Origin of the sequence: Georgenia sp. SUBG003 (assembly GCF_000715355.2) — a bacterium.
In the GTDB taxonomy this organism is placed as follows: domain Bacteria; phylum Actinomycetota; class Actinomycetes; order Actinomycetales; family Actinomycetaceae; genus Georgenia.
Window position 1 is genome coordinate 1,241,118 of the sequence record NZ_CP180204.1, and the last position, 24,115, is coordinate 1,265,232.

Annotated in this window: 20 protein-coding genes, 2 tRNA genes and 5 pseudogenes; 17 read left to right on the forward strand and 10 right to left on the reverse strand. The window is 73.9% G+C overall.

Annotation, left to right across the window (positions count from 1 at the left end):
- The first annotated feature begins 81 nt into the window (after positions 1-81).
- On the forward strand, positions 82-1,452 hold the full coding sequence (ribA, locus tag DA06_RS06010) for a GTP cyclohydrolase II (RefSeq protein WP_043498239.1): 1,371 nt from the start codon (positions 82-84) through the stop codon (positions 1,450-1,452).
- Positions 1,453-1,505: 53 nt separating this feature from the next.
- Here the strand turns inward: ribA and DA06_RS06015 are convergent, their stop codons facing one another.
- Positions 1,506-3,002 carry a 6-carboxytetrahydropterin synthase gene (locus tag DA06_RS06015; RefSeq protein WP_052436421.1) on the reverse strand — a complete coding sequence of 499 codons (1,497 nt, stop codon included), beginning with the start codon at positions 3,000-3,002 and terminating at the stop codon, positions 1,506-1,508.
- On the reverse strand, positions 3,002-3,976 hold the full coding sequence (locus tag DA06_RS06020) for a zinc-dependent alcohol dehydrogenase (protein ID WP_043498230.1): 975 nt from the start codon (positions 3,974-3,976) through the stop codon (positions 3,002-3,004). Before DA06_RS06020 ends, DA06_RS06015 begins: the two co-directional genes overlap by 1 nt.
- 78 nt (positions 3,977-4,054) lie before the next feature.
- Between DA06_RS06020 and DA06_RS06025 the strand changes: the two genes are divergently transcribed.
- The 5 genes from DA06_RS06025 (at position 4,055) to DA06_RS06045 (ending at position 8,606) form a co-directional block, all read left to right on the forward strand.
- Positions 4,055-4,684 carry a 2'-5' RNA ligase family protein gene (locus DA06_RS06025; protein WP_418607139.1) on the forward strand — a complete coding sequence of 210 codons (630 nt, stop codon included), beginning with the start codon at positions 4,055-4,057 and terminating at the stop codon, positions 4,682-4,684.
- Between the two features lie 24 nt (positions 4,685-4,708).
- Positions 4,709-5,404 carry an alpha-ketoglutarate-dependent dioxygenase AlkB gene (locus DA06_RS06030; RefSeq protein ID WP_418607141.1) on the forward strand — a complete coding sequence of 232 codons (696 nt, stop codon included), beginning with the start codon at positions 4,709-4,711 and terminating at the stop codon, positions 5,402-5,404.
- 98 nt (positions 5,405-5,502) lie between these two features.
- Complete coding sequence (locus DA06_RS06035; protein ID WP_043498233.1) at positions 5,503-6,324, forward strand: HAD family hydrolase; 822 nt, start codon at positions 5,503-5,505, stop codon at positions 6,322-6,324.
- A gap of 192 nt (positions 6,325-6,516) precedes the next feature.
- Positions 6,517-6,666 carry a hypothetical protein gene (locus DA06_RS06040; RefSeq protein WP_418607142.1) on the forward strand — a complete coding sequence of 50 codons (150 nt, stop codon included), beginning with the start codon at positions 6,517-6,519 and terminating at the stop codon, positions 6,664-6,666.
- A 173-nt stretch (positions 6,667-6,839) separates the two neighbouring features.
- Positions 6,840-8,606 (forward strand): PhoX family protein, encoded by a 1,767-nt coding sequence (locus DA06_RS06045; protein ID WP_418607144.1) that lies wholly within the window; start codon positions 6,840-6,842, stop codon positions 8,604-8,606.
- A 6-nt stretch (positions 8,607-8,612) separates the two neighbouring features.
- Here the strand turns inward: DA06_RS06045 and DA06_RS06050 are convergent, their stop codons facing one another.
- The 3 genes from DA06_RS06050 to fabG all read right to left on the reverse strand — a co-directional run bounded on the left by DA06_RS06050 (position 8,613) and on the right by fabG (position 10,662).
- The gene (locus DA06_RS06050) at positions 8,613-9,113 is read right to left on the reverse strand and encodes a histidine phosphatase family protein (RefSeq protein WP_052436422.1); all 501 of its coding nucleotides are present in this window, start codon (positions 9,111-9,113) and stop codon (positions 8,613-8,615) included.
- A gap of 2 nt (positions 9,114-9,115) precedes the next feature.
- Positions 9,116-9,883: an enoyl-ACP reductase FabI gene (gene fabI, locus DA06_RS06055; protein ID WP_043498246.1), complete on the reverse strand. Its 768-nt coding sequence runs from the start codon at positions 9,881-9,883 to the stop codon at positions 9,116-9,118.
- Between the two features lie 62 nt (positions 9,884-9,945).
- Complete coding sequence (gene fabG, locus DA06_RS06060; RefSeq protein ID WP_043498249.1) at positions 9,946-10,662, reverse strand: 3-oxoacyl-ACP reductase FabG; 717 nt, start codon at positions 10,660-10,662, stop codon at positions 9,946-9,948.
- A gap of 163 nt (positions 10,663-10,825) precedes the next feature.
- On the opposite strand from fabG, the gene DA06_RS06065 reads away from it, so the two are divergent.
- From DA06_RS06065 to DA06_RS06075, 3 genes are read left to right on the forward strand one after another with little or no spacing between them, the layout of a single operon-like run.
- A complete protein-coding gene (locus DA06_RS06065; protein ID WP_418607146.1) occupies positions 10,826-11,155 on the forward strand; it encodes a DUF3099 domain-containing protein in 330 nt (109 codons plus the stop codon).
- On the forward strand, positions 11,152-11,367 hold the full coding sequence (locus DA06_RS06070; RefSeq protein WP_043498251.1) for a hypothetical protein: 216 nt from the start codon (positions 11,152-11,154) through the stop codon (positions 11,365-11,367). The genes DA06_RS06065 and DA06_RS06070 overlap by 4 nt, the downstream gene beginning before the upstream one ends.
- Positions 11,364-12,884 carry an SURF1 family cytochrome oxidase biogenesis protein gene (locus DA06_RS06075; RefSeq protein ID WP_418607148.1) on the forward strand — a complete coding sequence of 507 codons (1,521 nt, stop codon included), beginning with the start codon at positions 11,364-11,366 and terminating at the stop codon, positions 12,882-12,884. The genes DA06_RS06070 and DA06_RS06075 overlap by 4 nt, the downstream gene beginning before the upstream one ends.
- 66 nt (positions 12,885-12,950) lie before the next feature.
- On the opposite strand, the gene DA06_RS06080 is transcribed toward DA06_RS06075, so the two are convergent.
- Both DA06_RS06080 and DA06_RS06085 read right to left on the reverse strand, forming a co-directional pair.
- Positions 12,951-13,023 (reverse strand) — tRNA-Asn (locus DA06_RS06080).
- Positions 13,024-13,091: 68 nt separating this feature from the next.
- Positions 13,092-13,610 carry a hypothetical protein gene (locus DA06_RS06085; RefSeq protein WP_052436424.1) on the reverse strand — a complete coding sequence of 173 codons (519 nt, stop codon included), beginning with the start codon at positions 13,608-13,610 and terminating at the stop codon, positions 13,092-13,094.
- 56 nt (positions 13,611-13,666) lie between these two features.
- On the opposite strand from DA06_RS06085, the gene DA06_RS06090 reads away from it, so the two are divergent.
- The 3 genes and pseudogenes from DA06_RS06090 (at position 13,667) to DA06_RS06100 (ending at position 15,625) form a co-directional block, all read left to right on the forward strand.
- Positions 13,667-13,740, forward strand: a tRNA-Ile gene (locus tag DA06_RS06090).
- A 94-nt stretch (positions 13,741-13,834) separates the two neighbouring features.
- Positions 13,835-14,853: pseudogene (locus DA06_RS06095) on the forward strand (magnesium and cobalt transport protein CorA).
- A 262-nt stretch (positions 14,854-15,115) separates the two neighbouring features.
- A complete protein-coding gene (locus tag DA06_RS06100; protein WP_043498266.1) occupies positions 15,116-15,625 on the forward strand; it encodes a flavodoxin domain-containing protein in 510 nt (169 codons plus the stop codon).
- Between the two features lie 21 nt (positions 15,626-15,646).
- Here DA06_RS06100 and DA06_RS06105 read toward each other — a convergent pair whose 3' ends face one another.
- Positions 15,647-16,630, reverse strand: coding sequence for a quinone oxidoreductase family protein (locus DA06_RS06105; protein WP_043498268.1), 984 nt, complete (start codon positions 16,628-16,630; stop codon positions 15,647-15,649).
- Positions 16,631-16,792: 162 nt separating this feature from the next.
- On the opposite strand from DA06_RS06105, the pseudogene DA06_RS06110 reads away from it, so the two are divergent.
- From DA06_RS06110 to DA06_RS06125, 4 genes and pseudogenes are all read left to right on the forward strand, one after another.
- Positions 16,793-17,533, forward strand: a pseudogene (locus DA06_RS06110) (N-acetyl-gamma-glutamyl-phosphate reductase); the annotation flags it as partial.
- A gap of 100 nt (positions 17,534-17,633) precedes the next feature.
- Positions 17,634-19,019, forward strand: coding sequence for a bifunctional glutamate N-acetyltransferase/amino-acid acetyltransferase ArgJ (gene argJ, locus DA06_RS06115; protein ID WP_418607149.1), 1,386 nt, complete (start codon positions 17,634-17,636; stop codon positions 19,017-19,019).
- Positions 19,016-19,961: pseudogene (argB, locus tag DA06_RS06120) on the forward strand (acetylglutamate kinase). The gene argJ and the pseudogene argB overlap by 4 nt, the downstream one beginning before the upstream one ends.
- On the forward strand, positions 19,958-21,250 hold the full coding sequence (locus tag DA06_RS06125; RefSeq protein ID WP_418607150.1) for an aminotransferase class III-fold pyridoxal phosphate-dependent enzyme: 1,293 nt from the start codon (positions 19,958-19,960) through the stop codon (positions 21,248-21,250). Before argB ends, DA06_RS06125 begins: the two are co-directional and overlap by 4 nt.
- On the opposite strand, the pseudogene DA06_RS06130 reads toward DA06_RS06125, so the two are convergent.
- Positions 21,154-21,969: pseudogene (locus DA06_RS06130) on the reverse strand (alpha/beta hydrolase family protein); the annotation flags it as partial. The gene DA06_RS06125 and the pseudogene DA06_RS06130 overlap by 97 nt on opposite strands.
- A gap of 25 nt (positions 21,970-21,994) precedes the next feature.
- On the opposite strand from DA06_RS06130, the gene DA06_RS06135 reads away from it, so the two are divergent.
- On the forward strand, positions 21,995-22,570 hold the full coding sequence (locus DA06_RS06135; RefSeq protein ID WP_043498279.1) for a helix-turn-helix domain-containing protein: 576 nt from the start codon (positions 21,995-21,997) through the stop codon (positions 22,568-22,570).
- On the opposite strand, the pseudogene DA06_RS06140 reads toward DA06_RS06135, so the two are convergent.
- A pseudogene (locus tag DA06_RS06140) lies at positions 22,542-23,922 on the reverse strand (peptide MFS transporter). The gene DA06_RS06135 and the pseudogene DA06_RS06140 overlap by 29 nt on opposite strands.
- Positions 23,923-24,115 lie beyond the last annotated feature (193 nt).

The window sequence follows — 24,115 nt, forward strand, 5'->3', positions numbered from 1 at the left end:
CGGCCACGAGACCCGAGGCGAGCCGACGTCGTCCGAGCGATGCGCGCACCCGTGGTGCCGGTTCTGTGCCAGTCTTTGGCGATGACCGACCTCCCACGACTGGCCGTGCGCCGGACGGTGTCGACGACGCTGCCGACGGAGCACGGGACCTTCTCCATGCACGGGTACGACGGTGCCGGCGGGCTCGGGCACGTGGCCCTGGTGATGGGCGACATCGCCGGCGAGGGGGTCGACGACCTCGCACCGCTCGTGCGCGTGCACTCCGAGTGCCTGACGGGTGACGCCTTCGGCTCCCGCCGCTGCGACTGCGGCGAGCAGCTCGACGCGGCGCTGGCCACCATCGCGAACGAGGGGCGCGGCGCCGTCGTGTACGTGCGCGGGCACGAGGGGCGGGGCATCGGGCTGCTCGCGAAGCTGCAGGCCTACGCCCTCCAGGACGCCGGCCTGGACACGGTGGACGCCAACCTCGAGCTGGGCTACCCCGCCGACGCGCGCACCTACGACGAGGTCGCCGACATCCTCCACGACCTCGGCGCCACCCGCGTCCGGCTCATGTCGTCGAACCCGGAGAAGGCGGAGCACCTGGGCAAGCTGGGCATCGAGGTGGTGGCGCGGCAGATGCTGCCGGTCGCGGACCGGCCGGAGAACTCCTTCTACCTGGAGACGAAGCGGCGCCGCATGCGCCACGACTCGGTCGGCGCCGTACCGGACGCGTGGTCGGAGCTCGTCGCCGGGCGGGTGCCGGCGCACGGCGTGGCTGGCGCCGACTCCGTGCTGCTCGATCGCTACGGACCGCTGGTCGCGGCCGGGAAGGAGCTGGCGATCGGCCAGCTGGCGCAGAGCCTGGACGGCTTCATCGCGGCACGGTCCGGGGACGCGGAGTACGTCAGCGGCGAGCAGGACCGGGAGCACCTGCACCGGTTGCGCGCGCTGGTCGATGCCGTGGTGATCGGGGTGTCGAGCATCGTCGCCGACAACTCGCGGCTCACCGTCCGCGCGGTGCCGGGCAGCTCGCCGGTACGGGTGGTGCTCGACCCGCGGGCCCGCGCCCCGCGGCACTCGCACGTCCTGACGGTCAGCGACGCGCCCACCCTGTGGGTCGTGGGCCCGGACGCGGCCGTCCCGGAGATGGCCGCGCACGTGAGCGTGCTGCGCCTGCCGGTGGGACCGGCCGGCTTCGACCCGGCCGTGGTGCTCGCCGCGCTGCGCCAGCGCGGGCTCGGACGCGTGCTCGTAGAGGGCGGGGGGCGCGTCGTCTCCTCCTTCCTCGTCGCCCGGCTCCTGGACCGCCTGTTCCTCACCGTGGCGCCGCTGCTGATCGGCGACGGCATACCCGGAATCCGCTTCGACGGCTCCGACCGCCTCGCGGACGCGCTCTCCGCGCCTGTCCGACGATTCGCGCTGGGCAAGGACATCTGCACGGAGCTCGACCTGGCGGCCGTGCGCGCCTGAGCGTCCGGCGCCCGGGGCCTAGCCGGCGAGCAGCTGTCCGACGATCGCCGCTGTCACGTCCCAGCCCGGCAGCCGGCGCGCCGGTCCAGCGCGGCGCGACGCCAGGTGGTGCGGACGCGTCGTCGGTGAGCCATCGGCGCAGCACGACGGTCAGCGCGGCGGGATCCCCCGGTGGGCACGGCCGCCCCGGGGAACTCCGGGCCCGTCAGCGTAGGCCCGGGCGGCCACGGGCCGGCACCGGGAGCGCCCCGGGTCAGGGCCTCGACGGCACCCGTACCCGCTCCGACGACGGCGGGCACGCCGTGGGCCAGGGCCTCGAGGACCACCATCCCGAAGGTCTCCGTGCGGGAGCTGAGGACGAGGAGGTCGGCCGCCGCCCACTCGTCCTCCAGCGCGCCGCCGGCCAGCGCCCCCGAGAGGCGGACCCGGTCGGCCAGGCCCTCGGCCTCGTGCCGGACGGCCGACGCGTAGGCGGGGTCGACGTCGGGCGAACCGACGAGGACCGCGCTCCACCGCAGATCCCGCAGCTCCCCCAGGGCGCGCACGAGGGTCAGCGGGTCCTTGGTCGGCGTGAGATTCGCGACGGAGAGGATGCGGGGCGGCGCCGACCCCGTGGCCGGTGCGGCACGGCGGGCACCCGGTCGGGCCACGTGCACGTCCGGGAGGCCGTGGCGGGTCGCCAGGTCCCGCGCCGCGGCGCCGCTCGTCGCGACGACGGTCGTCGCCGCCCGCAGCGCCCGCCCCTCGGCCTCCTCGCGGCGGACGACGTCGGCAGCCGGGAGCCCGACCTCGTCGGCTGCGGCCATGTGAACGAGAACGACGACGCGCCGCCCCGCCGCCACCGCGTCGGCCACCGGGCCGGGGGCGCCGCTCGCGACGATGCCGTCGACGACGCTCACCGGGTGCTCGGCGAACGCCTCGGCCAGGTGTGCGAGGTCGGTTCCGGCCGGGTCCGGCCAGGTCCCGGGCAGGGCGTGGACGACGACGTCGGTCCCGGCGGCGCGCAGCGCTCCCACGAGCTCGCCGTTGTAGGTGTTGCCACCGCTGGGCCCGGTGCGGTCCCAGGTCACGAAGCCGAGCGTGCCGGCGTCGGACCGCGAACCGGCAGGTCCCGGCGCGCCGGCGCCGGACGCCGCGCGCGCCGTCGTCCCGCCCGTTCCCACCACGGCCGTCAGAGGTCGCGGGGTGTAGGTGGCCCAGGCGTCGGGGTGCTCACGGAGGGTGACGTCGAGCCCGGCGTACGCCCCGGAGGGCAGCCGACCCGCCACACGGTCGGCGACGAGCTTCGCCAGCGCCTCGGTGGTGGTCATGGTGCCGGCGAGCTCGGGATGCTCGTCGAGGTTGGTGTAGTCGAGGTCGGCGAGGGCGTCCTTCAGGAGCGCCGTCGCCTCGCCGATGTCGATGACGATGCCCTCCTCCCCCAGCTCGGCGCGCCGGATCGTCAGCTCGACGACGTACGTCGCGCCGTGCAGCGCCTGCGCGGGCCCGAACGCCGGGTGGGGCAGGGAGTGGGCGATCATCATGCGGTCACGGACGGTGAGGGCGAACATCAGGCTCCTTCGGGGTAGACGACGACGTGGCACAGCGGCGACCCGGTCCCGGCGTACAGGCGCTCCATCGCCGCCGGCAGGTCGGCGAAGGCGGAGCGGCTGGTCAGGAACGCGTCGAGGGCGGGGTCGGCGAGCAGGCGCATGGCGAGGGCGAGCCGGTCAGCCGTCGTCCGGCGGGCGCGACGGGCGGCGGCGACCGCGCCGACCTGACTCGCACGGACGCTCAGCCGGCGCGCGTGAAACGGCCCGCCGAGCGGCACGCGGGGCGTCCGGGTCCCGTACCAGGACATCTCGATCAGCTCCCCCTCGTCGCCGAGCAGCTCCAGACCGCGGGCGAGGCCCTGCTCCGAGGTGGAGCAGTGGACGACCAGGTCGCACTCGCCGGCCGCGTCGTCGGGGTGGACCCAGTCGACCCCGAGCGCCCGCGCGAGCTCGGCCCGGGCGGGGTCCACGTCGACCAGCTGCAGCCTGTCCAGGGGGAAGGTGCGCAGCAGCGCGGCCACGGCACCGCCGACCATGCCGGCACCGACGACGGCGACCCGGTCGCCCAGACGAGGGGCGGCGTCCCACAGCGCGTTGACGGCGGTCTCGACCGTGCCGGCGAGGACGGCGCGGTCGGAGGGAACGTCGTCGGGAACGGGGGTCAGAGCGGTGACCGGGACGACGTAGCGGTCCTGGTGGGGGAAGAGGCAGAACACGCGGCGGCCGACGAGCTCGTCCGGCCCCTCCTCGACCACGCCGACCGAGAGGTAGCCGTACTTCACGGGGCCGGGCAGGTCGCCCTCCTGGAACGGTGCCCGCATCGTGGCGGCCACCTCGGGCGGGACGGCGCCCGCGTGGACGAGCATCTCCGTGCCGCGGCTGACGCCGGAACGGAGCGTGCGGACGAGCGCCTCGCCGTCGCCGGGATCGCGGCCGGGCTCGGTGCGCAGCTCGCCGGTGCGCGGCGACGTCGTCCAGTAGGCGGTCCACATGCCCTCGATTCTGTCGTGGACCGGACGGGGCGCACCCGCAACGCGCGGAGGTGCGGGGCCCGCCATACCCTGTGACGAATGGGCAGACATACCGCAGAGCTCCAGATGCAGGACCACTTCTCGCGCACGGACCGGCGCGCGGGCCGGGTGGACCTCACCTGGCACGTTCTCGTCGACGACCCCGAGGTCGTGCGTGCCCTCGCCCCCTGGCGGGAGCCCCTGGTGGGGTTCGCGCACCTTGCGCCCGTGGCCGACGGCGGCCTACACCTGACCGTCCAGGGCGTCGCCTTCCTGGACACCCTGCCGCCGGACGCGGCGGGACGAGTGACGTCGTCCGTGCGGGAAAGGCTGCGGGACCTCGCGCCCGTCACGGTGGAGCTCACCGCGCCGGAGGTGGTCCGGGACAGCGTCGTGGTCGGGGTGCGCGACGACTCGGGCCTGCAGGAACTGCGGACCGCCGTGCGCGCCGGTATCGCCGACGCCGGCCTCGATGTCCACGGCGACGACGACTGGTGGCCGCACGTGTCGCTCGCCTACGCGACGGCGGAGGGCAGTGGTGAGCCGGTGCGGGAGGCGCTGTCGGCGGTGGCCGGCGGTCACGCGGAGGCGCCAGTGCTGACGGTGCGAAAGGTCTCTCTGCTCGCCCAGCGGATGGAACCGCCCGCGTACCTCTGGGACGTCCTCGACGCCGCGGACCTGGCCGGGTAGCCGGGCGGCGGTCCGATGGGGCGGATGCGCGGGATCGTCGAGGAGCCGGCCGGGCTTCGCTACGTGCCTGACTTCCTCAGCGAGGCCCAGGAGGACTGGCTCCTCGAGCGGCTCGTGACGCTCGAGTACGGCGAGGTGCGGATGCTCGGCCAGGTCGCGCGGCGCGTCGTGCGCCACTACGGCACGAGCTACCACTTCGAGACCGGAGCGGTGATGCCCGGCGAGCCGATCCCGGACTGGCTGGAGCCGGTGCGCGCGCGGTGCGCCGCGCTGCTGGAGCGGCCGACGGCGGACCTGGCCGAGGCGCTGGCCACGTTCTACCCGCCCGGCGCCTCGATCGGATGGCACCGGGACGCGCCCGCGTTCGGTGACGTCGTCGGGGTCTCGCTGGGCTCGCCGTCGCCGATGAGGTTCCAGCTCGGCAAGGGGGACGAGCGCCGGGTGTGGGAGCAGTGGCTCGAGCCGCGGTCCGCGTACGTGCTCGCCGGTCCGGTGCGCACGCGGTGGCAGCACCACATCCCGGCCGTACGCGAACCGCGGTACTCGCTGACCTTCCGCACCTTGCGACGCGGTTTCGGCGGACGACGCCGGAGCCTGGCCGGCGAGGGCGCCGGCGGGCTGGTCACCGGCCCGGCCGGCGGAGGCAGCACCCCAGCGCATGGCTCCAGCCCCGCCCATGGCACCAACCTGGCCGACGGACGCGGGGAGCCCGACGTCTGACCAGGCGGACAGGACAGGTTTCCGACCGAGTGGTGACGGCAGATACCGTGAAGGCCCGGTTCCGCCCGGCGTCATCCGCAGCCTGCACGAGGAAGCCCATGAATCTGCACGACGATCTGCTCGACGTGCGCGCCGTCGCCTTCGACGTCGACGGCACCCTCGCCGGCGGTGACCACCGGGTCAGCCCGCGGACGCTGCGGGCGTTGGCCGACCTTCGTGCCGCCGGGGTCGAGCCGATCATCGTGACCGGACGGATCGTCGGGTCCGCTACGGCCATCCTTGCCGACGCCGGCATCGACGGGTACGCGGTGGCGTCCAACGGCGCGGTCGCCGTCGACACCCGGGATCCCGACCCTCTGCGCGCCGCCGTCATGGATCCCGACGAGGCTCAGGCGGTGGTCGCGTTCTGCGACGGCCGGGCCGTGGAGCCGTCGCTGTTCACCGTGGACACGATGGTCGTCGAGGAGGGCAGCGTGGTCCACGATCTCCTCGTGCGCGCAGATCCGGCCGCACCCGTCCGCGCAGTCCCCGCCGGGGAGCTGCCGTTCGCAGGGACGACCAAGGCATGCATCTTTGGTAAGCCGGCCACTCTCGACGCCCTGGACACGGAGATCCGCGCGGAGTTCCCGCGGATGGTGCGGTCGATGGACACCGCCTTCGAGATGAGCGCCGAGGGCGCCGACAAGTGGGCAGCACTGAGCGCCATCCTCGAGCGGATCGGTGTGCCACCCGCGTTCTGTGCCGGGATCGGCGACGGCGAGAACGACGTCGTCTGGCTCTCTCGCGTGGGCTTTCCGGTCGCGATGGGAAACGCCCGTGAGCCCGTGCGCGAGCTCGCCCGGCTGGAGATCGGGCACCACGCCGACGAGGCCGTGGCGGAACTGGTGGAGGCGCTCCTGAAGGGCCGCTCCGCCAGGTAGCGGTCAGTTGCCGAGTCTCGCTGGGCCTCCCTGACCCCCGTCTTCGGTCGCCCGTCGCCGCTCGCCGCTCGCCGCTCTCCGGTCGCCGGTCGCCGGTCGCCGTCAGTCCGACGTACCCGGACTCTTCCTACCGATATCCACGATGGAGGAGGCCTGAGGGCCGATGTCAGTGGTCGAACATACGATCGATGTATGACGGAGGGCGGGGTTCGTGGTGGTGGCGGGTGGTGCTGCCCGCAGGACGGGTGGCGCGGGCCGTGCGCGCACCTGCGGGCGCTGGCCGGCCGCGCTCGCGCGGAGGAGCGGCTGGCGCGGGCCCGGGAGCTCTCCGCGGTGGGCTGACCGGCTGGGGGTCCTCCTTCAGGCCGGGGACCCGTGGGCGCAGGGGGTGCTGGAGGACCTCATCGGCCCGGACGAGTCCCCCGCCACCGCCGCCCCGGGACGCGACGAGGAGGCGCGGCCCTGCCCGCGGACGCGGGCGCACCGGCGGCGCCCCCGGCCTGAGGTTCGCACCCGTGGCACCGAGCACGGCCGACACCGTGGTCGTCCCGGGCGGCTACCTGCAGCAGGTCGTCGTCCGCTGGGGCGACCCGCTGTTCTCCGACGCACCCCCCTTCGACCCCGACAACCAGACCGCCGCCGCGCAGGAGCGCCAGTTCGGCTACAACAACGACTTCCTCGGTCTGCTGCCCCTCGGCGGGGACGACCACCTCATGTGCGTCAACCACGAGTACGTCACCGAGGAGATGATGCTTCCCGGCTACGACCCGGAGAACCCGACGCGGGAGCAGGTGGAGGTCTCCTGGGCCGCGCACGGGCTCAGCGTGGTTGCCGTCACGGGGCGGGCCTACGGCAGCCGCTCCGGCGCCCTCGACGTCGTCGTCGACCACCCGCTCAACCGGCGCTTCGTCACAGCCACCCCGTTCGCCCTGTCCGGCCCGGTGGCCGGGTCGGACCTGGTCCGCACGAACGCCGACCCGAAGGGCCGGACGGTCCTCGGCACGCTGAACAACTGCGCCGGGGGCCTGACGCCGTGGGGCACGTGGCTGAGCGGCGAGGAGAACATCGACCAGTACTTCGCGAACGCCGCCGCGCTCGCCGGCCCGGACCCGGTGACGTACCGGCGCCTGCGGCGCTACGGGGTCGAGGATGGCGCGACGGGGCGGAAGTGGGAGCGGTTCGACGACCGCTTCGACGTCGCCAAGGAGCCGAACGAGGTGCACCGGTTCGGCTGGATCGTGGAGGTCGACCCCTACGACGCCACGTCGACGCCGCGGAAGCGCACGGCGCTGGGCCGGTTCAAGCACGAGGGCGCCAACGTCATCCTCGCGCCGGGGCGTCGCGCGGTGGCCTACATGGGTGACGACGAGCGCTTCGAGTACCTGTACAAGTTCGTCTCCCGCGACGCGATGCGCCAGGGCGACGACGCGCACAACGCCAACCTGCTCGACAACGGGACCCTGTACGTCGCCGTGCTCACCGGCGACTCGCCGGAGGAGATCACCGGTGACGGAACGCTCCCGGTCGACGGCGAGTTCGACGGCGCGGGACGGTGGGTGCCGCTCGTGACGAGCGCCGACGGCGTGGCCACCTCGCACGTCGAGGGCATGAGCGGCGAGGAGGCGCTCGTCTTCACCCGCGAGGCGGCCGACGCCGTGGGCGCGACGAAGATGGACCGCCCCGAGGACGTGGAGCCCAGCCCGAGGACCGGCGTGATGTACGCGGCGCTGACGAACAACACCGCCCGCACGCCCGCCCAGACCGACGAGGCCAACCCCCGCGCCTTCAACAAGTTCGGCCAGATCCTCGAACTCGTCGACGCGCGCAACGACAACACCTCGACGACGTTCGCGTGGCGGCTGATGCTCGTGTGCGGCGATCCGGCCGACCCGTCGACCTACTTCGCGGGGTTCGACAAGAGCCAGGTCTCGCCGATCTCGTGCCCCGACAACCTGGCGTTCGACAGGTACGGGAACCTGTGGATCTCCACCGACGGGGCGGGCAGCTCCATCGGGTCGAACGACGCGCTGCACGGCGTCGCCGTCGACGGCCGACGGCGCGGCCAGGTCAAGCAGTTCCTCACCGTCCCCGCCGGCGCGGAGACCTGCGGGCCGCTCGTGACCGACGAGCGCGTCATGGTGTGCGTGCAGCACCCGGGCGAGCTCGACGGTGCCTCGTTCGAGAACCGTCTCTCGCACTGGCCCGACGGCGGCGGCTCGCTCCCCCGTCCCGCCGTCGTCGCCGTCTGGCGCGCCGACGGAAGGAAGATCGGCCACGCCTGACGGCGGCTACCCCTCGGGCCGCAGCAGCTGGTGCAGGTGCGCCGTCGACCGGTCCAGGTCCGCCCAGGCCGTCGGGACCTCGAGGACGCACGCGGCCGCGGTCGGGATGCCGAGGCTCACCTGCCGGGCGAGGTCGTCCTGCGCGTCGTGAAGCAGGTGCGCCAGGTGGGACATCGTGGGCTCGTGGCCGACGACGAGGACGGTGGAGGTGCCCGCGTCGAGCGCCTGCAGCATGGCGAGCACCTGCCGCGGGCCGGCCTCGTAGAGCTCGTCGCTGATCGTGTCCTCACGGACGCGGAGCTGCTGGCTGACGAGCCTGTAGGTCTCGGTGGTGCGCAGCGCGGAGGAGACGAGCGCGACGTCGACCGCCCCCACCGCCTCCGCGAGCCGCGGCCCGAGCGCGGTGGCCTGCTTGCGGCCCTTCGTCGCGAGCGGGCGGCGGGCGTCGCCGAGATCGCCCTCGGGCTCCGCCTTGGCGTGGCGCAGCAGGACGAGGGTCCGCGCCAAGGTCAGACCCCCATGGCGTGGACGCCGCCGTCGACGTGGACGATCTCCCCCGTCGTCTTCGGGAACCACTCGGAGCAGAGCCCGACGACGGTGCGCGCGGTGGGCTCGGCGTCGGAGACGTCCCAGCCGAGCGGGGCGCGCTCGTCCCAGCCGCCCTCCACCTGGTCGAAGCCGGGGATCGACGTCGCCGCAGTGGTGCGCACGGGCCCGGCTGAGACGAGGTTGACGCGACCGCCCGAGGGGCCCAGGTCGCGGGCGAGGTAGCGCGCGGTGGACTCGAAGGCCGCCTTGGCCACACCCATCCAGTCGTAGACCGGCCAGGCGAAGCTGGCGTCGAACGTCAGCCCGACGAGCGCCGAGCCGGGCACCATCAGCGGCTGCGCGGCGACGGCGAGCGCCTTGAGCGAGAAGGCGGAGACGTGCACGGCGGTGGCGACGTCGTCCCACTGCCCGTCGAGGAAGTTCCCGCCCATGACGGACCGCGGGGCGAAGCCGATGGAGTGCACCACTGCGTCGAGGTGGTCGACGTGCTCGCGCACCGCGTCGGCGAGGTTGTCGAGGTCCTCCTGGCTCTGCACGTCCAGCTGGACCACGGGGGCCGGCTCGGGGAGGCGCCGCGCGGTGACCTCGGTGAGGCGGAACTGGCGGCCGAAGGACGTCAGGACCACCTTGGCGCCCTGCTCCTGCGCGAGGCGCGCCACGTGGAAGGCGATCGAGTTGTCCTTCAGCACCCCGGTCACCAGGATCGTCTTGCCCTCGAGCAGTCCCATGGGTCTCCTTTCGGTGGCGCCGCGGGCGCCGGTGGTTGACGTCGCGACGTCGGCGGTGGTGGTCAGTGGCCCATGCCCAGGCCGCCGTCGACCGGGATCACGGCCCCGGAGATGTAGGCGGCCTCGGGCGAGGCGAGAAAGGTGACGGCGGCCGCGACGTCGTCGACGTGGCCGAACCGGCCAGCGGGGATGGCGCCGAGGTACGCCTGCTGCTGCTTCTCGGGCAGGGCCTGCGTCATGGCCGTGTCGATGAAGCCGGGGGCGACCACGTTGGCCGTGATGCCCCGCCCGCCCAGCTCGCGGGTGATCGACCGGGCCATCCCGACGAGGCCGGCCTTGGACGCGGAGTAGTTCACCTGCCCGGGACCGCCGTAGAGTGCGACGACCGAGGAGATCAGGACGATGCGCCCGGCGCGCGCGCGGATCATGCCCTTGCTGGCGCGGCGCGCGACGCGGAACGCGCCGGCGAGGTTGGTGTCGAGGACCGTGTCGAAGTCGTCGTCGCTCATCCGCATGAGGAGCTGGTCCCGGGTGACGCCGGCGTTGGCGACGACGACCTCGACCGGTCCGTGCTCCTCCTCGGCCCGGGTGAACGCCGCGTCGACGGAGGCGGTGTCGCGCACGTCGCCGACGACGCCGAGGACCCCCGCCGGCAGCTCGCCGGAGCGGTAGATGGTGGCGACTCTGTCGCCCGCGGCGACGAACCGCTCGGCGATCGCGCGACCGATGCCCCGGTTCGCCCCGGTCACCAGCACGCTGCGTCCGACGTTCTCGGCCACGACATCTCCTCTTCATCCGCCTGCCGCTGCGGGGAAACCGTAGCCGACACCCGGGCGAGCGCGAAAAGGCGTCCCGGCGCCGGCCCAGTGGGGCTTGCCACAGCAGGCCGCCCGGAAGGGGGACGAAGGTCCCCGTCGGGCGTGCGCGGCGTAGCCTTGAGGGATGAGGATGCCCGGTCGTCGCGCACGGGGATCGCAGGTGCAGGCGATCACCTCCGCCCCGCGCGCCCTGGCCGACGACGTGCACGACCGGACGGTGCGTTACCTGATCTCGATGGGGATCCGCACCGCCTGCTTCCTGCTCCTCCTGGTGGTTCCCGGGCCCTGGAAGTGGGTGTGCGTGGCCGGCGCCGTGGTGCTGCCGGCGGTCGCCGTGCTGGTGGCCAACGCCGGCCGCGAGCGCCCGCAGCCTCCGAGCACGCTCCTCGGCCCGCCGGGGCCGCCACCCCCGCGCCAGCTGCCCTACGACCCCACGACGGAGTACCTGCGATGACCGAGGAGGTTCTGCGCTGCAGCGCCAGGGGCTGCGGCGCCGAGGCCGTCCACGCCCTGCTGTGGAACAACCCACGACTGCACACGACCGGCCGGCGCAAGGTGTGGCTGGCCTGCGAGGAGCACCGCGACCACCTCAGCCGGTTCCTGGCGGACCGGTCGTTCCTGCGTGACGTCGTCGGGGTCGGCGAGCTGGACGAGTCGCACGGGTGAGCGCGGACGGTGAGACGGCCCGGAGGCGCTACGCGTTCCTGCGCAGCCGTCGCTGGGTCGGCCTGATCGCGCTCATGGTGACCGCCTCGGTCGCCTGCGTGCTGCTCGGCCACTGGCAGTGGGGCCGGTACGTGCAACGGCACGCCGAGGCGGAGCAGGTCAGCGCCGCCTACGACGCCCGGCCCCTCCTCCTCGACGACGTGCTCGGCTCCCCCGCCGGGACGGTGCGGCCCGGTGACGAGTGGCATCCCGTCCGGCTGCGCGGGCACTACGTCGAGGACGGCACCGTGCTGCTGCGCAACCGCCCCGTCGACGGCACGCCCGCGATGCACGTGGTCGCGCCGTTCGTGGCGCGGACCGACGGCGGAGAGCTGCTCGTCGTCGTCGACCGCGGGTGGATCCCTGCCGAGGTGGCCGACTCCGGCGTCGACGTGCCGCAGCCTCCGGCAGGAGAGGTGACGCTCACCGCCCGGCTGCGGCAGGCGGAGGACCCGCACGACCGCGTCCCGCCCGCAGGGCAGGTGTACACGCTCGCCCCAGGCCAGGTCCTCGCCGCCGCGGACGGGGTGACCGACCTCGGCCAGGCATCGGGGCTGCCGGTGCTGGACGGGTACGTGACGGCGGCCGCGGAGGACCCGGCGCCCGCCGCGGCGGTCGGCGGCTACGACCGGCCCACCTCGAAGCACGCCATGAACATCTCGTACGCGTTCCAGTGGTGGATCTTCGCGGCCGGGTTCCTGGTGGCTCTCGTGGTCCTGGCACGGCGGGAGGCGGCCGAGCGAGCGGGCCACGGGCCGGTGCGCCGCCTGAGCCGCGCGGAGTTCGACGAGGACCTGGAGATCTACACCCAGCTCCGCGCCCGGGGGCCGGAACGGCGGCGGCCCCACGGGCGGCCGATACGGCGGCGAGCCCGCCGGGAGCCGATACGCGGGCGCCGTCCGAGGGGGCCGGGCCGCGTTCGGGGGCGGGTTCGACGGCCGGCCCGTCGCCCCGCGCGCGTTCCGCGAGGACCCCGTGGCTCAGCTCGAGCGGCAGGTGCTCGAGGTCGTCCTCCAGCTGCCGCAGCACGCCCTCGCCGCCGGCTTCGACGGCCTGGCGCCGGACACGTTCACCGTGCCGGCCTACCGGGGGGGTGCACGACGCCGTCCGGGCCGCCGGCGGGACGACCGCCTAGCGGCCAGGAGGTCGAACGGCTCTCGGCGCTGGGAGCGGGCGGCGACGTCGCCGGGCAGGCCGCCGCGACGTGGGCCGAGCAGGTCCGCGAGAACGCCGTCGGCCCGGTCGCGGGAGTCATCACCGAGCTGGCGGTCGCGCCGCTTCCCGAGGACCGGCCCGAGGCCCTCGGGGGGTACGCCCGCGGGGTGCTCGTGGCGCTGATCCGCATGGGCCTGACCCGCGAGATCGCCGACGTCAAGGGCACGCTCCAGCGAACCGACCCGTCCGACCCGGGCTACGGGCAGATCTTCGCCCAGCTCATGGAGCTGGAGAACCGGCGCCGCTCGCTCAGCCAGGAGTGACCGCCGCCTCCCGGCCGGCGAGCGGAAACGACAAAGGCCCGGAACCGTTGGTTCCGGGCCTTGCTGCTCCCGCGACTGGACTCGAACCAGTAACCGTCCGATTAACAGTCGGATGCTCTGCCTATTGAGCTACGCGGGATCGGCGAGATGAGACTCTAGCAAAGATCCGAGGCCGTCCGACCCACGGGCCGGGGCTCCGCTCATCGCTCATGTGGGAAGCCCCACAGCAGATCGGGCGCGTCGCTCGAGGTCGTCGATGAGCTGGCGCTCCGCGTCGTCGCCGCGCAGGGCCCCCTGGACGGTGATCTGCGAGAGCAGGGCGCCGCTGTCGTCCCGGCGGATGTTCACGCGGACGAAGGCCCCGCCGGGCGTGTCCAGGCTCTCGGTGTGCACCACCGAGGACTGGACCCGCTCGCGGAGGGTCGAGGTGAACGGAGCGACCTCGTCGCCCGCGGGGCGCAGCACGAGCGGGGCCACGGTCCCGTCGACCCAGGCGACCGTGAACTCGCCCGCCTCGCCGTCCCAGCGGCCGTGCTCCATGGTGTGCCAGGGGTAGCGGCCGCTGACCCCGTCGCCGTCGACCAGCACCAGGGCGCCCGCGCCGACCACCGCCCAGCGGCCGTCCGTGAGCTCCGTCTGGGCGAGCGGGGTGTCGCGCCGGTCCAGATGGGCGCTGACCTCCCGAGGGAGCTTGGGGGAGCGGCGGCCGAAGATCATGTTGGACACGGTAACCGTCCGTTCGCGGGTACGCTGGACGCCGTCGCGGCGCCGGGTCGCCGCGCGCCCCTGTAGCTCAGCCGGTCAGAGCAGCGGACTCATAATCCGTCGGTCGCGGGTTCAAGCCCCGCCGGGGGCACTGCGCTGCCGCGCTCCGCCGGTGGTGACACCATCGGCGGCGTGGGTGCCACCGCGGTCGCCGGTCGGTGCGGCCCGAGGACCAGGAGGCACGGATGAGCGTGATCGACAACGTCATCTACGTGGAGGGTGCCCGGGCCGCCGCGCCCGAGAGCCTCGAGAGAACGTTCGACCTCCTGCGCGAGCACGGTGGCATGGCGTGGGTGGGCCTCTACCGGCCGACGCCGGAGGAGGTCGGTACCGTCGCCCGGCAGTTCGGGCTCCACGAGCTGGCCCAGGAGGACACCAACAAGGCGCACCAGCGGCCCAAGCTGGAGCGGTACGGCGACACGTTGTTCACGGTGCTGCGGCCGGCCAGGTACCTCGAGGACGTCGAGAAGGTGGAGTTCGGCGAGCTGCACGTCTTCACCGGGCCCGGGTTCGTCGTGACCGTCCGCCACGCCGAGTCCCCGAACCTCGGACGGGTCCGACGCCGGCTCGAGGGCGACCCTCAGACGCTCCGCCAAGGTCCCGAGGCGGTGCTCTACGCGATCCTCGACGAGGTCGTCGACCAGTACGGCCCGGTGGTGGCGGGGCTGGAGAACGACATCGACGAGATCGAGGACCAGCTCTTCGAGAGCGACCCGACGGTCTCCCGCCGCATCTACGAGCTCTCGCGCGAGGTGATGGCCTTCCAGCGGGCGACCCACCCGCTGCTGGGCATGCTCGAGAACCTTGAGCAGGGGGTTCGACCGCTACGGCGTCGACGTGGAGCTGCGGCACCGGCTCCGTGACGTCCACGACCACACGATCCGCGTGGTCGAGCGCGTGGGGGGCGTTCCGGGCGCTGCTCCAGAACGCCCTGACGGTCAACGCGACGCTGGTGGCGCAGGAGCAGAACGAGGAGATGCGGCGCGTCACCGAGGCGAGCTACCTCCAGAGCGAGCAGGTCAAGCGGATCTCGTCCTGGGCGGCGATCCTCTTCGCCCCGACGCTGGTGGGCACGATCTACGGCATGAACTTCCGGCACATGCCCGAGCTGGGCTGGGCGCTGGGCTACCCGTTCGCGCTGCTGGCGATGCTGGGGATGGGCGTGGTCCTGTACGTCGTCTTCAAGCGGCACCACTGGCTGTGAACCACGGGACGACGGCGCAGCCCGGGACGGCGGGCCCCGGCCGCCAAGCTGCGGGCGCGGACCGGCGGCGCCGGCGTACGCCGCCCGCATCGACCCCGCGGCGGCGGTGCGTGCCGCGGCCGACGTCGTCGAGGCCGCTGCCCGGACGCCAGGCACTCCCCGAGGACCGGCCCTGGACGCCGCCGCAGGATGATGACGGGGCGTCCGCATCCGAGGACAAAGGTCCCCCGAACGCGCGGCGGCGCGGCTGCACAGTGGAGCAATGAGGATCCTCGTCGTCGTCGCGTCCAAGCACCACGCCACCGCGGAGATCGGTGACGCCATCGTCGACGAGCTACGTGCGGCCCGGCACGAGGCGAAGCGCGTCGCTCCGGAGGAGGTGCGCAGTCTCGACGGCGTCGACGCCGTCGTCCTCGGGTCAGCCGTCTACATGACCCAGTGGATGGAGTCGATGCGCAGCCTCGTCGCCCGGCTCGGCGACGAGCTGCACCGGCTTCCCGTCTGGGCGTTCTCCTGCGGCCTCGCCGGCGTCGCCTCGTCCGGCCGGGTGCAGGACCCGGTGCGTGCCTCGTCCGTGATCCGCCAGCTCGACCCGGTCGCCTACACCACCTTCGCGGGACGGCTCGACCCCTCCGTTCTCGTCCTGCGCGAGCGCTCGGTCGTCCGCCTCTCCGGTGCTCCGGAGGGCGACTACCGCGACTGGAACGAGATCCGCGCCTGGGCGCGCGGCATCGTCAGAGAGCTCGACGCCCACCTCGCCCAGGCCGGCTGAGCGCCCGCCCGGGGGGCGAGGTCAGGGGACCAGCAGGACCTTGCCGGTCGTGGCGCGAGCCTCCAGCGCCTCGTGCGCGGCGCGCGCGTCCGTGAGCGGGAACCTCGCACCGATGCGCACCTTCAGCGTCCCGGCGCCGGCGGCGGCGAAGACCTCGCCGGCCCGCCACAGCAGCTCCTCGCGGTCGGCCGTGTAGTGGCCCAGCGTCGGACGGGTGGTGAAGATCGAGCCCGCCCGGTTGAGGCGCTGGAGGTCGAAGGGCGGCACCTGGCCGCTGGCGCCCCCGAAGAGGACGAGCATGCCACGACGGCGCACCGACGCGAGCGAGGCGTCGAACGTGTCCTTGCCGACGCCGTCGTAGGCGACGTCGACGCCGACCCCGTCGGTGAGGTCCCGCACGATGCGGGGGACGTCCGTGGTGAGGTCGTCCAGCTCGGCGTACCGGATGACCTCGGCGGCCCCCGCCTCCCGCGCGAGCTCCTCCTTCTCCGTCGAGCCGACCATCCCGATGACACGGGCGCCCCGCGCCACGGCGAGCTGGGTCAGCAGGAGCCCGACGCCGCCGGCGGCCGCCGTCAGGAGCACCGTCTGCCCGGCCTCCAGCCGGAACGTCGAGGAGACCAGGTAGTGCGCGGTCATGCCCTGCAGCGGCAGGGCCGCAGCCGTCTCGAGATCGAGCCCGTCGGGCACCGGCAGCGCCACGTCCGCGGGGAGGACCACCCGTCCGGCGTAGGAGCCGGGGGCGTCCGCCCACGCGATGCGGTCGCCCACGGCCAGGTCCGTGACGCCGTCGCCGACGGACACGACGGTGCCCGCGCCCTCCGCGCCGGGAACGTGCGGGAAGTCCATGGGGTACACGCCGCCGCGCTTGTACGTGTCGATGAAGTTGACGCCCGCGGCCGCCACGTCGGCGACGACCTCGCCGGGACCGGGCTCCGGGTCCGGCAGCTCGACGACGGACAGGACCTCGGGGCCACCTGGCCGGGTGGCGTGGATCGCGCGCATGGGCCCAGCATGGCGCGCCGGACGCCGGAGGGACAAAAGCGGTTCGAGACCCTGGGGCTCTCTCCCGGACGGCGCTCCCTCCGACGCGCACGTACTTCGTCAGTCCGGATGGCGGGACGATCCGCGCCCTCGGCGACAGGGCATACGGAGGGCTGTATGGTTATGCAGGTGTCCTTCTCCGTCGCCGTCGCAGGCGCCTCCGGCTACGCCGGCGGCGAGGTGCTGCGCCTGCTCCTGAACCATCCCGACGCCGAGATCGGTGCGCTGACGGCGCACTCCAGCGCCGGGCAGCGCCTTGACGCCCACCACCCGCACCTGCGTCCGCTCGCGGAGAGGGTCCTGCAGCCCACGTCCGCCGAGGCGCTCGCCGGCCACGACGTCGTCGTCCTCGCCCTGCCGCACGGTGCGTCGGGCGAGATCGCTGCGGCGCTCGAGGAGACCGGCTCGCACGCCCTCGTCCTCGACTGCGGAGCGGACCACCGCCTCACCGACGCAGCCGCCTGGCAGCAGTTCTACGGCAGCGACCACGCCGGGTCGTGGCCGTACGGCCTGCCCGAGCTGATCCTCGCCCACGAGGGTGAGCGCCAGCGCGAGAGGCTGCGCACCGCACGCCGCGTCGCGGTGCCAGGCTGCAACGTCACCGCCGTGACCCTCGCCCTCCAGCCCGGCGTCGCGACCGGCCTGGTCTATCCGGCCGACGTCGTCGCCGTCCTCGCCGTGGGCTACTCCGGTGCCGGCAAGGCCGCCAGGCCGCACCTCCTCGCGGCCGAGGGCCTCGGGTCGCTCGCCCCCTACGCGGTCGGCGGGACCCACCGGCACGTCCCGGAGATCGAGCAGAACCTCACGGCCGCCGGTGCGGACGCCGTCCGGCTCTCGTTCACCCCCGTCCTGGCGCCCGTCGCGCGCGGCATCCTCGCCACCGTGACGGCGCCGCTCGCCGCCGACGTCACCCCCCGCCACCGTCCGCGCCGCCTGGCAGCAGTACTACGGCGACGAGCCGTTCGTGCACCTGCTGCCCGAGGGGACGTGGCCGACCACCGCGATGGTCACCGGCGCCAACACCGCGCTCGTCCAGGTGGCGGTCGACGAGCGGGCCCGCCGGGTCGTGGCGGTCTGCGTGATCGACAACCTCGTCAAGGGCACCGCAGGGGCCGCCGTGCAGTCGATGAACCTCGCGCTCGGCCTGCCCGAGACGACGGGCCTCACCACCGTGGGGGGTGGCACCGTGAGCATCACCGCACCCGCCGGGTTCCGCGCCGCCGGCGTCACCGCCGGCCTCAAGGCGTCGGGCAGCCCCGACCTCGCCCTCGTCGTCAACGACGGTCCCGACCACGTCGTCGCCGGCGTGTTCACCTCGAACCGGGTGGTGGCGGCACCGGTGACGTGGTCGCGCGCCGTGGTGGGCGACGGCGTGGCCCACGCCGTCGTCCTCAACTCCGGCGGCGCCAACGCCTGCACCGGGCCGGAGGGTTTCGCCGACACGCACCGCACCGCCGAGCACGTCGGCGAGGTCCTCGGCGTCTCGGCCGGCGACGTCGTCGTCTGCTCGACCGGCCTGATCGGCGAGCGGCTCGACATGCCCGTCCTCCTCGGCGGCGTGGACGCCGCTGCCGCTGCCCTCTCCGCCGACGGCGGCCCGGGCGCCGCCCGCGCCATCATGACCACCGACACCCGGCCCAAGGAGGCGGTCGCCACGCGCGGAGGCTGGTCGGTCGGCGGCATGGCCAAGGGCGCCGGCATGCTCGCCCCCGGGCTGGCCACCATGCTCTGCGTGCTGACCACCGACGCGGCGGTCGACCCCGCGGACGCCGACGCCGCCCTGCGCGCCGCGACCGCCGTCACCTTCGACCGGGTCGACTCCGACGGGTGCATGTCCACCAACGACACCGTCGTCCTCCTGGCCTCAGGTGCCTCGGGCGCCACCGCCACGCGCGAGGAGCTGGCCGAGGCGGTCACCGTCGTGTGCGCGGACCTCGCCCGCCAGCTCGTCGCCGACGCCGAGGGCGCCAGCCACGACGTCGCCGTGACCGTGACCGGCGCCACCACCGAGGACGCCGCCGTCGCGGTCGCCCGGGCGGTGACCCGCTCCAACCTGTTCAAGGCCGCCGTCTTCGGCAACGACCCGAACTGGGGCCGGGTGCTCTCCGCCGTCGGCACGGTTCCCGTGGAGGTGGCCCCGTTCGACGCCGACGCCGTGGACGTGAGCATCAACGGCGTCACCGTCTGCCGCGCCGGCGGGGTGGGGGAGGACCGCTCCCTGGTGGACCTGGCCGCCGCCCGCGAGGTGAGCGTCGTCGTCGACCTCCACGCCGGCGGCGCCGCCGCCACCGTCTGGACCAACGACCTCACGCACGACTACGTCCACGAGAACAGCGCGTACTCCACATGAGCCAGCAGACACCAGACTTCCCCGCCGGCCCCGAGGGCCTGGACGTCGAGCAGCACCTGTACCCCGTGCACAAGGCCGAGGTGCTCATCCAGGCGCTGCCCTGGCTGCGCCGGTTCTCCGGCGCCCGCGTCGTCGTCAAGTACGGCGGCAACGCCATGGTCGACGACGAGCTCAAGCGGGCCTTCGCCAAGGACGTGCTGTTCCTCCACCAGGTGGGGCTGCGGCCCGTCGTCGTGCACGGCGGCGGTCCCCAGATCTCCACGATGCTCGAGCGCGTCGGCCTGGAGTCGGAGTTCCGCGGCGGGCTGCGCGTGACCACCCCCGGACGTCATGGACATCGTGCGCATGGTGCTCACCGGGCACGTGCAGCGCGAGCTCGTCTCCCTGCTCAACGCCGACGTCGCCCACGCCGTGGGCCTGTCCGGCGAGGACGGCCGCCTGCTGCAGGCCGTGCGCCGCCCGGCCCTCGTCGACGGCGAGCCCACCGACGTCGGCCTGGTCGGCGACGTGGTGGCCGTGGACCCGCAGGCCGTCGAGGACCTGCTGGCCGCCGGCCGCATCCCGGTCGTCTCGACGGTGGCGGTCGACGCCGACGAGCCCACCCAGGTGCTCAACGTCAACGCGGACACCGCCGCGGCGGCCCTCGCCGTGGCGATCGGCGCGACCAAGCTCGTGGTGCTCACCGACGTCGAGGGCCTCTACCGCAGCTGGCCGGACCGGTCCTCGCTCGTCTCCCACGTCGGGGCGGCGGAGCTGGAGCGCATGCTGGGGTCGCTGCAGTCCGGCATGGTGCCCAAGATGGAGGCGTGCCTGCGCGCCGTGCGCGGCGGCGTGCCCCAGGCGCACGTCATCGACGGCCGGCAGCCCCACTCGATGCTGCTGGAGATCTTCACCGACGAGGGTGTGGGCACCCTCGTCGAGCCCGACGAGGAGGACGCATGAGCGAGCAGACCCACGCCGGCACGGGCGCGAGCGCCGGTCCCGACGCGACCACGGGCGACGGCTGGCTCGAGCGCTACCGCGGGTCCGTCATGAACACCTTCGGCGACCCGCAGCGCGTGCTCGTCCGCGGCGAGGGCGCCTGGGTGTGGGACGCCGACGGGAACCGCTACCTCGACCTCCTCGGCGGCATCGCCGTGAACGCGCTCGGTCACGCGCACCCGGCGCTGGTGGACGCGGTCACGGCCCAGCTCGGCACGCTCGGCCACGTGTCGAACTTCTTCACCACGCCGGCGCAGGTCGCGCTCGCCGAACGCCTGCTCGAGATCGTCACCCCGGGCGGTGCCCCCGCTGGTTCGCGGGTCTTCCTCGCCAACTCCGGTGCGGAGGCCAACGAGGCCGCCCTCAAGCTCGCCCGCCGGCACGGCGGCACGGCCCGCCCGCGCGTGCTGGCGCTCGAGGGAGCGTTCCACGGCCGCACCATGGGGGCGCTGTCCCTGACCCACAAGGCCGCGTACCGCCAGCCCTTCGAGCCGCTCGCGGCGGGGGTGGAGTTCCTGCCCTTCGGCGACCTCGCCGCCCTCGAGGGGGCCGTGGCCGACGACGTCGCCGCGCTGTTCCTCGAGCCCGTCCAGGGGGAGGCGGGGGTCCGGCCGCTCCCGGGCGGCTACCTGACCGCCGCGCGCCGCCTCACCCGGGACGCCGGCGCCCTCCTCGTCCTCGACGAGGTCCAGTCCGGCATGGGACGCACGGGTACGTGGTTCCCCGGGCGCGGCCCGCAACCACCGCGACGCCACGGGCCGACGACGCGATCGACCTCGGCTCCGCGGTCCTGCCGGTGCTGCTCCAGCGCTACACGGGTGCGCTCGCCGTCGGGGCCGCCGGGTTCGTGGCCGGCGTCCTCGTCGGCCGCACGGGGCGCCGCTGACCGGAGCGGTGGGAAGCCTCTGTCAGGCAGGTCCGGACAGAGGCTTCACACAGGCGGTGCTTGCCGGACCGGTCAGCTCCGGCCGACGGCGGCGCCGACCTGCCGCCGCGCCCAGTCGGTGACGAGGGCGACGACGCGGCCGTCGACCGGCCGGCGCACCTCCTTCTTGTACGCGCTCAGCGACGCGGGACCGTCCTGGCGGCGCAGGATGTGCGTGACGTCCGCAACCGCGTGCGTCTCGACGGCGCCCGGCACGGTGGCGGCGATGGTCTCGAGGTCGTCGACCGGGGTCTGCAGGTCCTTGGTGCCGGTGACCGCCAGCACCGGGACGTGGACCCGGGCGAGGTCGGTGCGCGGGTCGTAGGCCATGAACTCGCGGTGCCAGCGGGCGTTGAGCCGGGCGCCGTCGACGCGCGCCACGTCCGTCGTCGTCGCCCGGATCTTCTCGTGGTTCTTCGCGACCCTCGTCTCCAGGTCGGTGCGCAGCAGCCGCAGCACGAGCCGCACAGCCGCGGGCAGCGTCGGGGCGATCTGCCGGGTCTGCCAGCGCAGCAGCCCCTCGCCGGGCGTGGCCGAGCCGGACAGCAGGACCACCCCCGCCGGCACGGCCGAGCGGGCGGCCACGATGCCCGCGACGAGGGCGCCCTCGCTGTGGCCGAGCATGAGCACACGCCCGGGGTCGGTCTCCGGCGCGGCCGCGAGCGCCTCCAGGGCGGCCTCGGCGTCGTCCGCGCCGTCGAGGAACCCGGTGGCGCGGAAGTCGCCGGTGCTGGCGCCGACGCCGCGCTTGTCGTAGCGCAGGGTGGCGAAGCCGCACCCGGCGAGGGCGCGGGCGAGCTGACCGGTGATGTCCAGGCGCAGCCTCCTGACGTTCGAGTCCCGGTCCACGGGACCGGATCCCGGCACGAGGAGGACTGCGGGGAACGGGCCCGCGCCGTCGGGCACGGTGAGGGTGCCGGCAAGGGTGTGCCCACCGGAACGGATGCTGATCTCGGCCATGTCGGTCCTTCGCGGAGTGCCGGCGGCTCGGGGCGCCGCCGGTTCTGACGCTGCTATCGTTCCCACGGATGAGAACGGTGTCATCGTCCCTGAGGAGGAGATCCCTCTCGTGCGCCCGACGGAGATTCTTCTGCACCCGGTGCGGCTGCAGGTCGTCCACGCCTTCCTCGGCGGACGCTCGCTCACGACGGCGGACCTGCGCGGCGAGCTGCCCGACGTCCCGGCCGCCACCCTGTACCGCCAGGTCGCAGCCCTGGTGCGGGGCGGAGTGCTGGAGACCGTCGGCGAGCGGCCGGTGCGCGGCGCCGTCGAGCGGACCTACCGGCTCGCTGCCGACGCCCCGACGGCGGTCGGCGCCGAGGACGCCCGCGGGATGAGCCGGCGCGACCACGAGCAGGCGTTCCTCACGTTCGCCCTCGGTCTCGTGGCCGACCACGACCGCTACCTCGCGGGCGACGACGTGGACCTCGCGCGCGACCAGGTGGGGTACCGCCGTGCCGCCCTCGACCTGACCGACGAGGAGACCGCACGGCTCGTCGCCGACCTGAGGGCCGCCGTCGCCCCGTACCGCGATCTGCCCGGGGCGCCCGGGCGGAGACGACGGATCCTCGCCACCGTGCTGCTGCCCACCGAGCCGGCGGGCACATCGGGCGGGATCAGTGGATGCCGGCCATCTTCCGCGTGATCCACCTGTTCATCGCCGCGATGGCGACGCCGATCGCGATCGACGCGGCGCCGAGCACCAGGAAGTACGGGCGTTCGTGGGAGGGGTCGTAGAACCGCGCGAGCCAGCCGGAGGCCGCCGACCCCACGGCGACGGAGAGGAAGAACAGCGCGATCATCTGCGTGTGGAAGGCCCGGGGCGCGAGCTTCGTGGAGAGCGACTGGCCCACCGGGGGAGAGCAGCAGCTCGGCGATCGTGAAGAGGAAGAGGATCAGGACCAGCCACAGCAGCGGGGTGCTGTTCTCGCCGCCGCCGGCGTAGGGGATGAAGAGCAGGAACGCGATCCCCATGACGGTCGTGCCGATCGCGAACTTCCACGGCGTGGTCGGCTGCCGGGGACCCATGCGCTGCCACATCCCGGCGAAGACGCCGGCGAAGATGATGATGAAGATGGGGTTGATGGACTGCACCCAGCTCGGCGGCATGGTCCAGCCGAGGAACGTGCGGTCGAGGCGCTCGTCGGCGTACACGGCGACCACGGTGAACTGCTGCTGGAACAGGGACCAGAACGCGGCGCTCGCGACGAACATCGGGATGAACGAGACCACCCGACCACGCTCGATCTCGTCGATCTTGCGGGAGCCGAGCATCAGCGCGAACAGGGCCACGGCGGCGAGCAGCGTGAGGACGACGACGATGCCGGCGAGCCTCTCGGCGGTGATCGCGCCGAGCAGGGACAGGACCGCGATCACGACGACGACGGCGGCCGCGACGGCGGCGTACCGGACCCGCCGGTTGGCGGGTAGGGGGTTCGTGACCTCGTGGCCGGCCGAGCCGATCGTCGAGCGGCGCAGGATCAGGTACTGGACCAGTCCCGCCGCCATCCCGAGGGCGGCGAGGCCGAAGCCCCAGTGGAACCCCTGCATCTTCCACAGCAGCCCCGTGAGCAGCGGGCCGATCAGGGCGCCGAGGTTGACGCCCATGTAGTAGATCGAGAACCCGGCGTCGCGCCGCTGGTCGTCGGGCTCGTACATGTCGCCCAGGACGGAGCTCGTGGTCGCCTTGAGCGTGCCGGACCCGAACGCGATGCAGACCAGGCCGATCCCGACGCCCACGAAGCCGGGGACGACGGCGAGCGAGATGTGCCCGCACATGATGAGCACGGCGGCCCCGAGGAGCGTGTGCTCGGCGCCGAACAGCCGGTCGGACACCCAGGCGCCCAGGATCGACGACAGGTACACCAGTCCGCCGTACGCGCCGACGATCGACGTCGCCTCGGCCTGGGTCAGCCCCAGCCCGCCCTCGGTGGCGGAGTAGTAGAGGTAGAAGACGAGGATGCCCTGCATCCCGTAGAAGCTGAACCGCTCCCACATCTCCACGCCGGCGAGGTTCGCCAGGCCGGGCGGGTGCCCGAAGAATGTGCGGGGCTTTCCCTGCGGGGCCCCAGGGTCCGGCAGGGGGGTCGTGGGTGCGGTCGCGTCGCGGTCCACCACTGGACTGTCGCACGCGCGCCGGGCGGGCGCTACCCGGGGCCGGCGCGGAGGATCGGGACCGACGGCGGCCGTG

Bases quoted from the DNA above. Each gene is read 5' to 3' on its own strand.
- ribA (WP_043498239.1), top strand. From the start codon at position 82: ATGACCGACCTCCCACGACTGGCCGTGCGCCGGACGGTGTCGACGACG.
- DA06_RS06015 (WP_052436421.1), bottom strand. From the start codon at position 3,002: ATGTTCGCCCTCACCGTCCGTGACCGCATGATGATCGCCCACTCCCTG.
- DA06_RS06020 (WP_043498230.1), bottom strand. From the start codon at position 3,976: ATGTGGACCGCCTACTGGACGACGTCGCCGCGCACCGGCGAGCTGCGC.
- DA06_RS06025 (WP_418607139.1), top strand. From the start codon at position 4,055: ATGGGCAGACATACCGCAGAGCTCCAGATGCAGGACCACTTCTCGCGC.
- DA06_RS06030 (WP_418607141.1), top strand. From the start codon at position 4,709: ATGCGCGGGATCGTCGAGGAGCCGGCCGGGCTTCGCTACGTGCCTGAC.
- DA06_RS06035 (WP_043498233.1), top strand. From the start codon at position 5,503: ATGAATCTGCACGACGATCTGCTCGACGTGCGCGCCGTCGCCTTCGAC.
- DA06_RS06040 (WP_418607142.1), top strand. From the start codon at position 6,517: ATGACGGAGGGCGGGGTTCGTGGTGGTGGCGGGTGGTGCTGCCCGCAG.
- fabI (WP_043498246.1), bottom strand. From the start codon at position 9,883: ATGGGACTGCTCGAGGGCAAGACGATCCTGGTGACCGGGGTGCTGAAG.
- DA06_RS06065 (WP_418607146.1), top strand. From the start codon at position 10,826: ATGAGGATGCCCGGTCGTCGCGCACGGGGATCGCAGGTGCAGGCGATC.
- DA06_RS06070 (WP_043498251.1), top strand. From the start codon at position 11,152: ATGACCGAGGAGGTTCTGCGCTGCAGCGCCAGGGGCTGCGGCGCCGAG.
- DA06_RS06100 (WP_043498266.1), top strand. From the start codon at position 15,116: ATGAGGATCCTCGTCGTCGTCGCGTCCAAGCACCACGCCACCGCGGAG.
- DA06_RS06105 (WP_043498268.1), bottom strand. From the start codon at position 16,630: ATGCGCGCGATCCACGCCACCCGGCCAGGTGGCCCCGAGGTCCTGTCC.
- DA06_RS06125 (WP_418607150.1), top strand. From the start codon at position 19,958: ATGAGCGAGCAGACCCACGCCGGCACGGGCGCGAGCGCCGGTCCCGAC.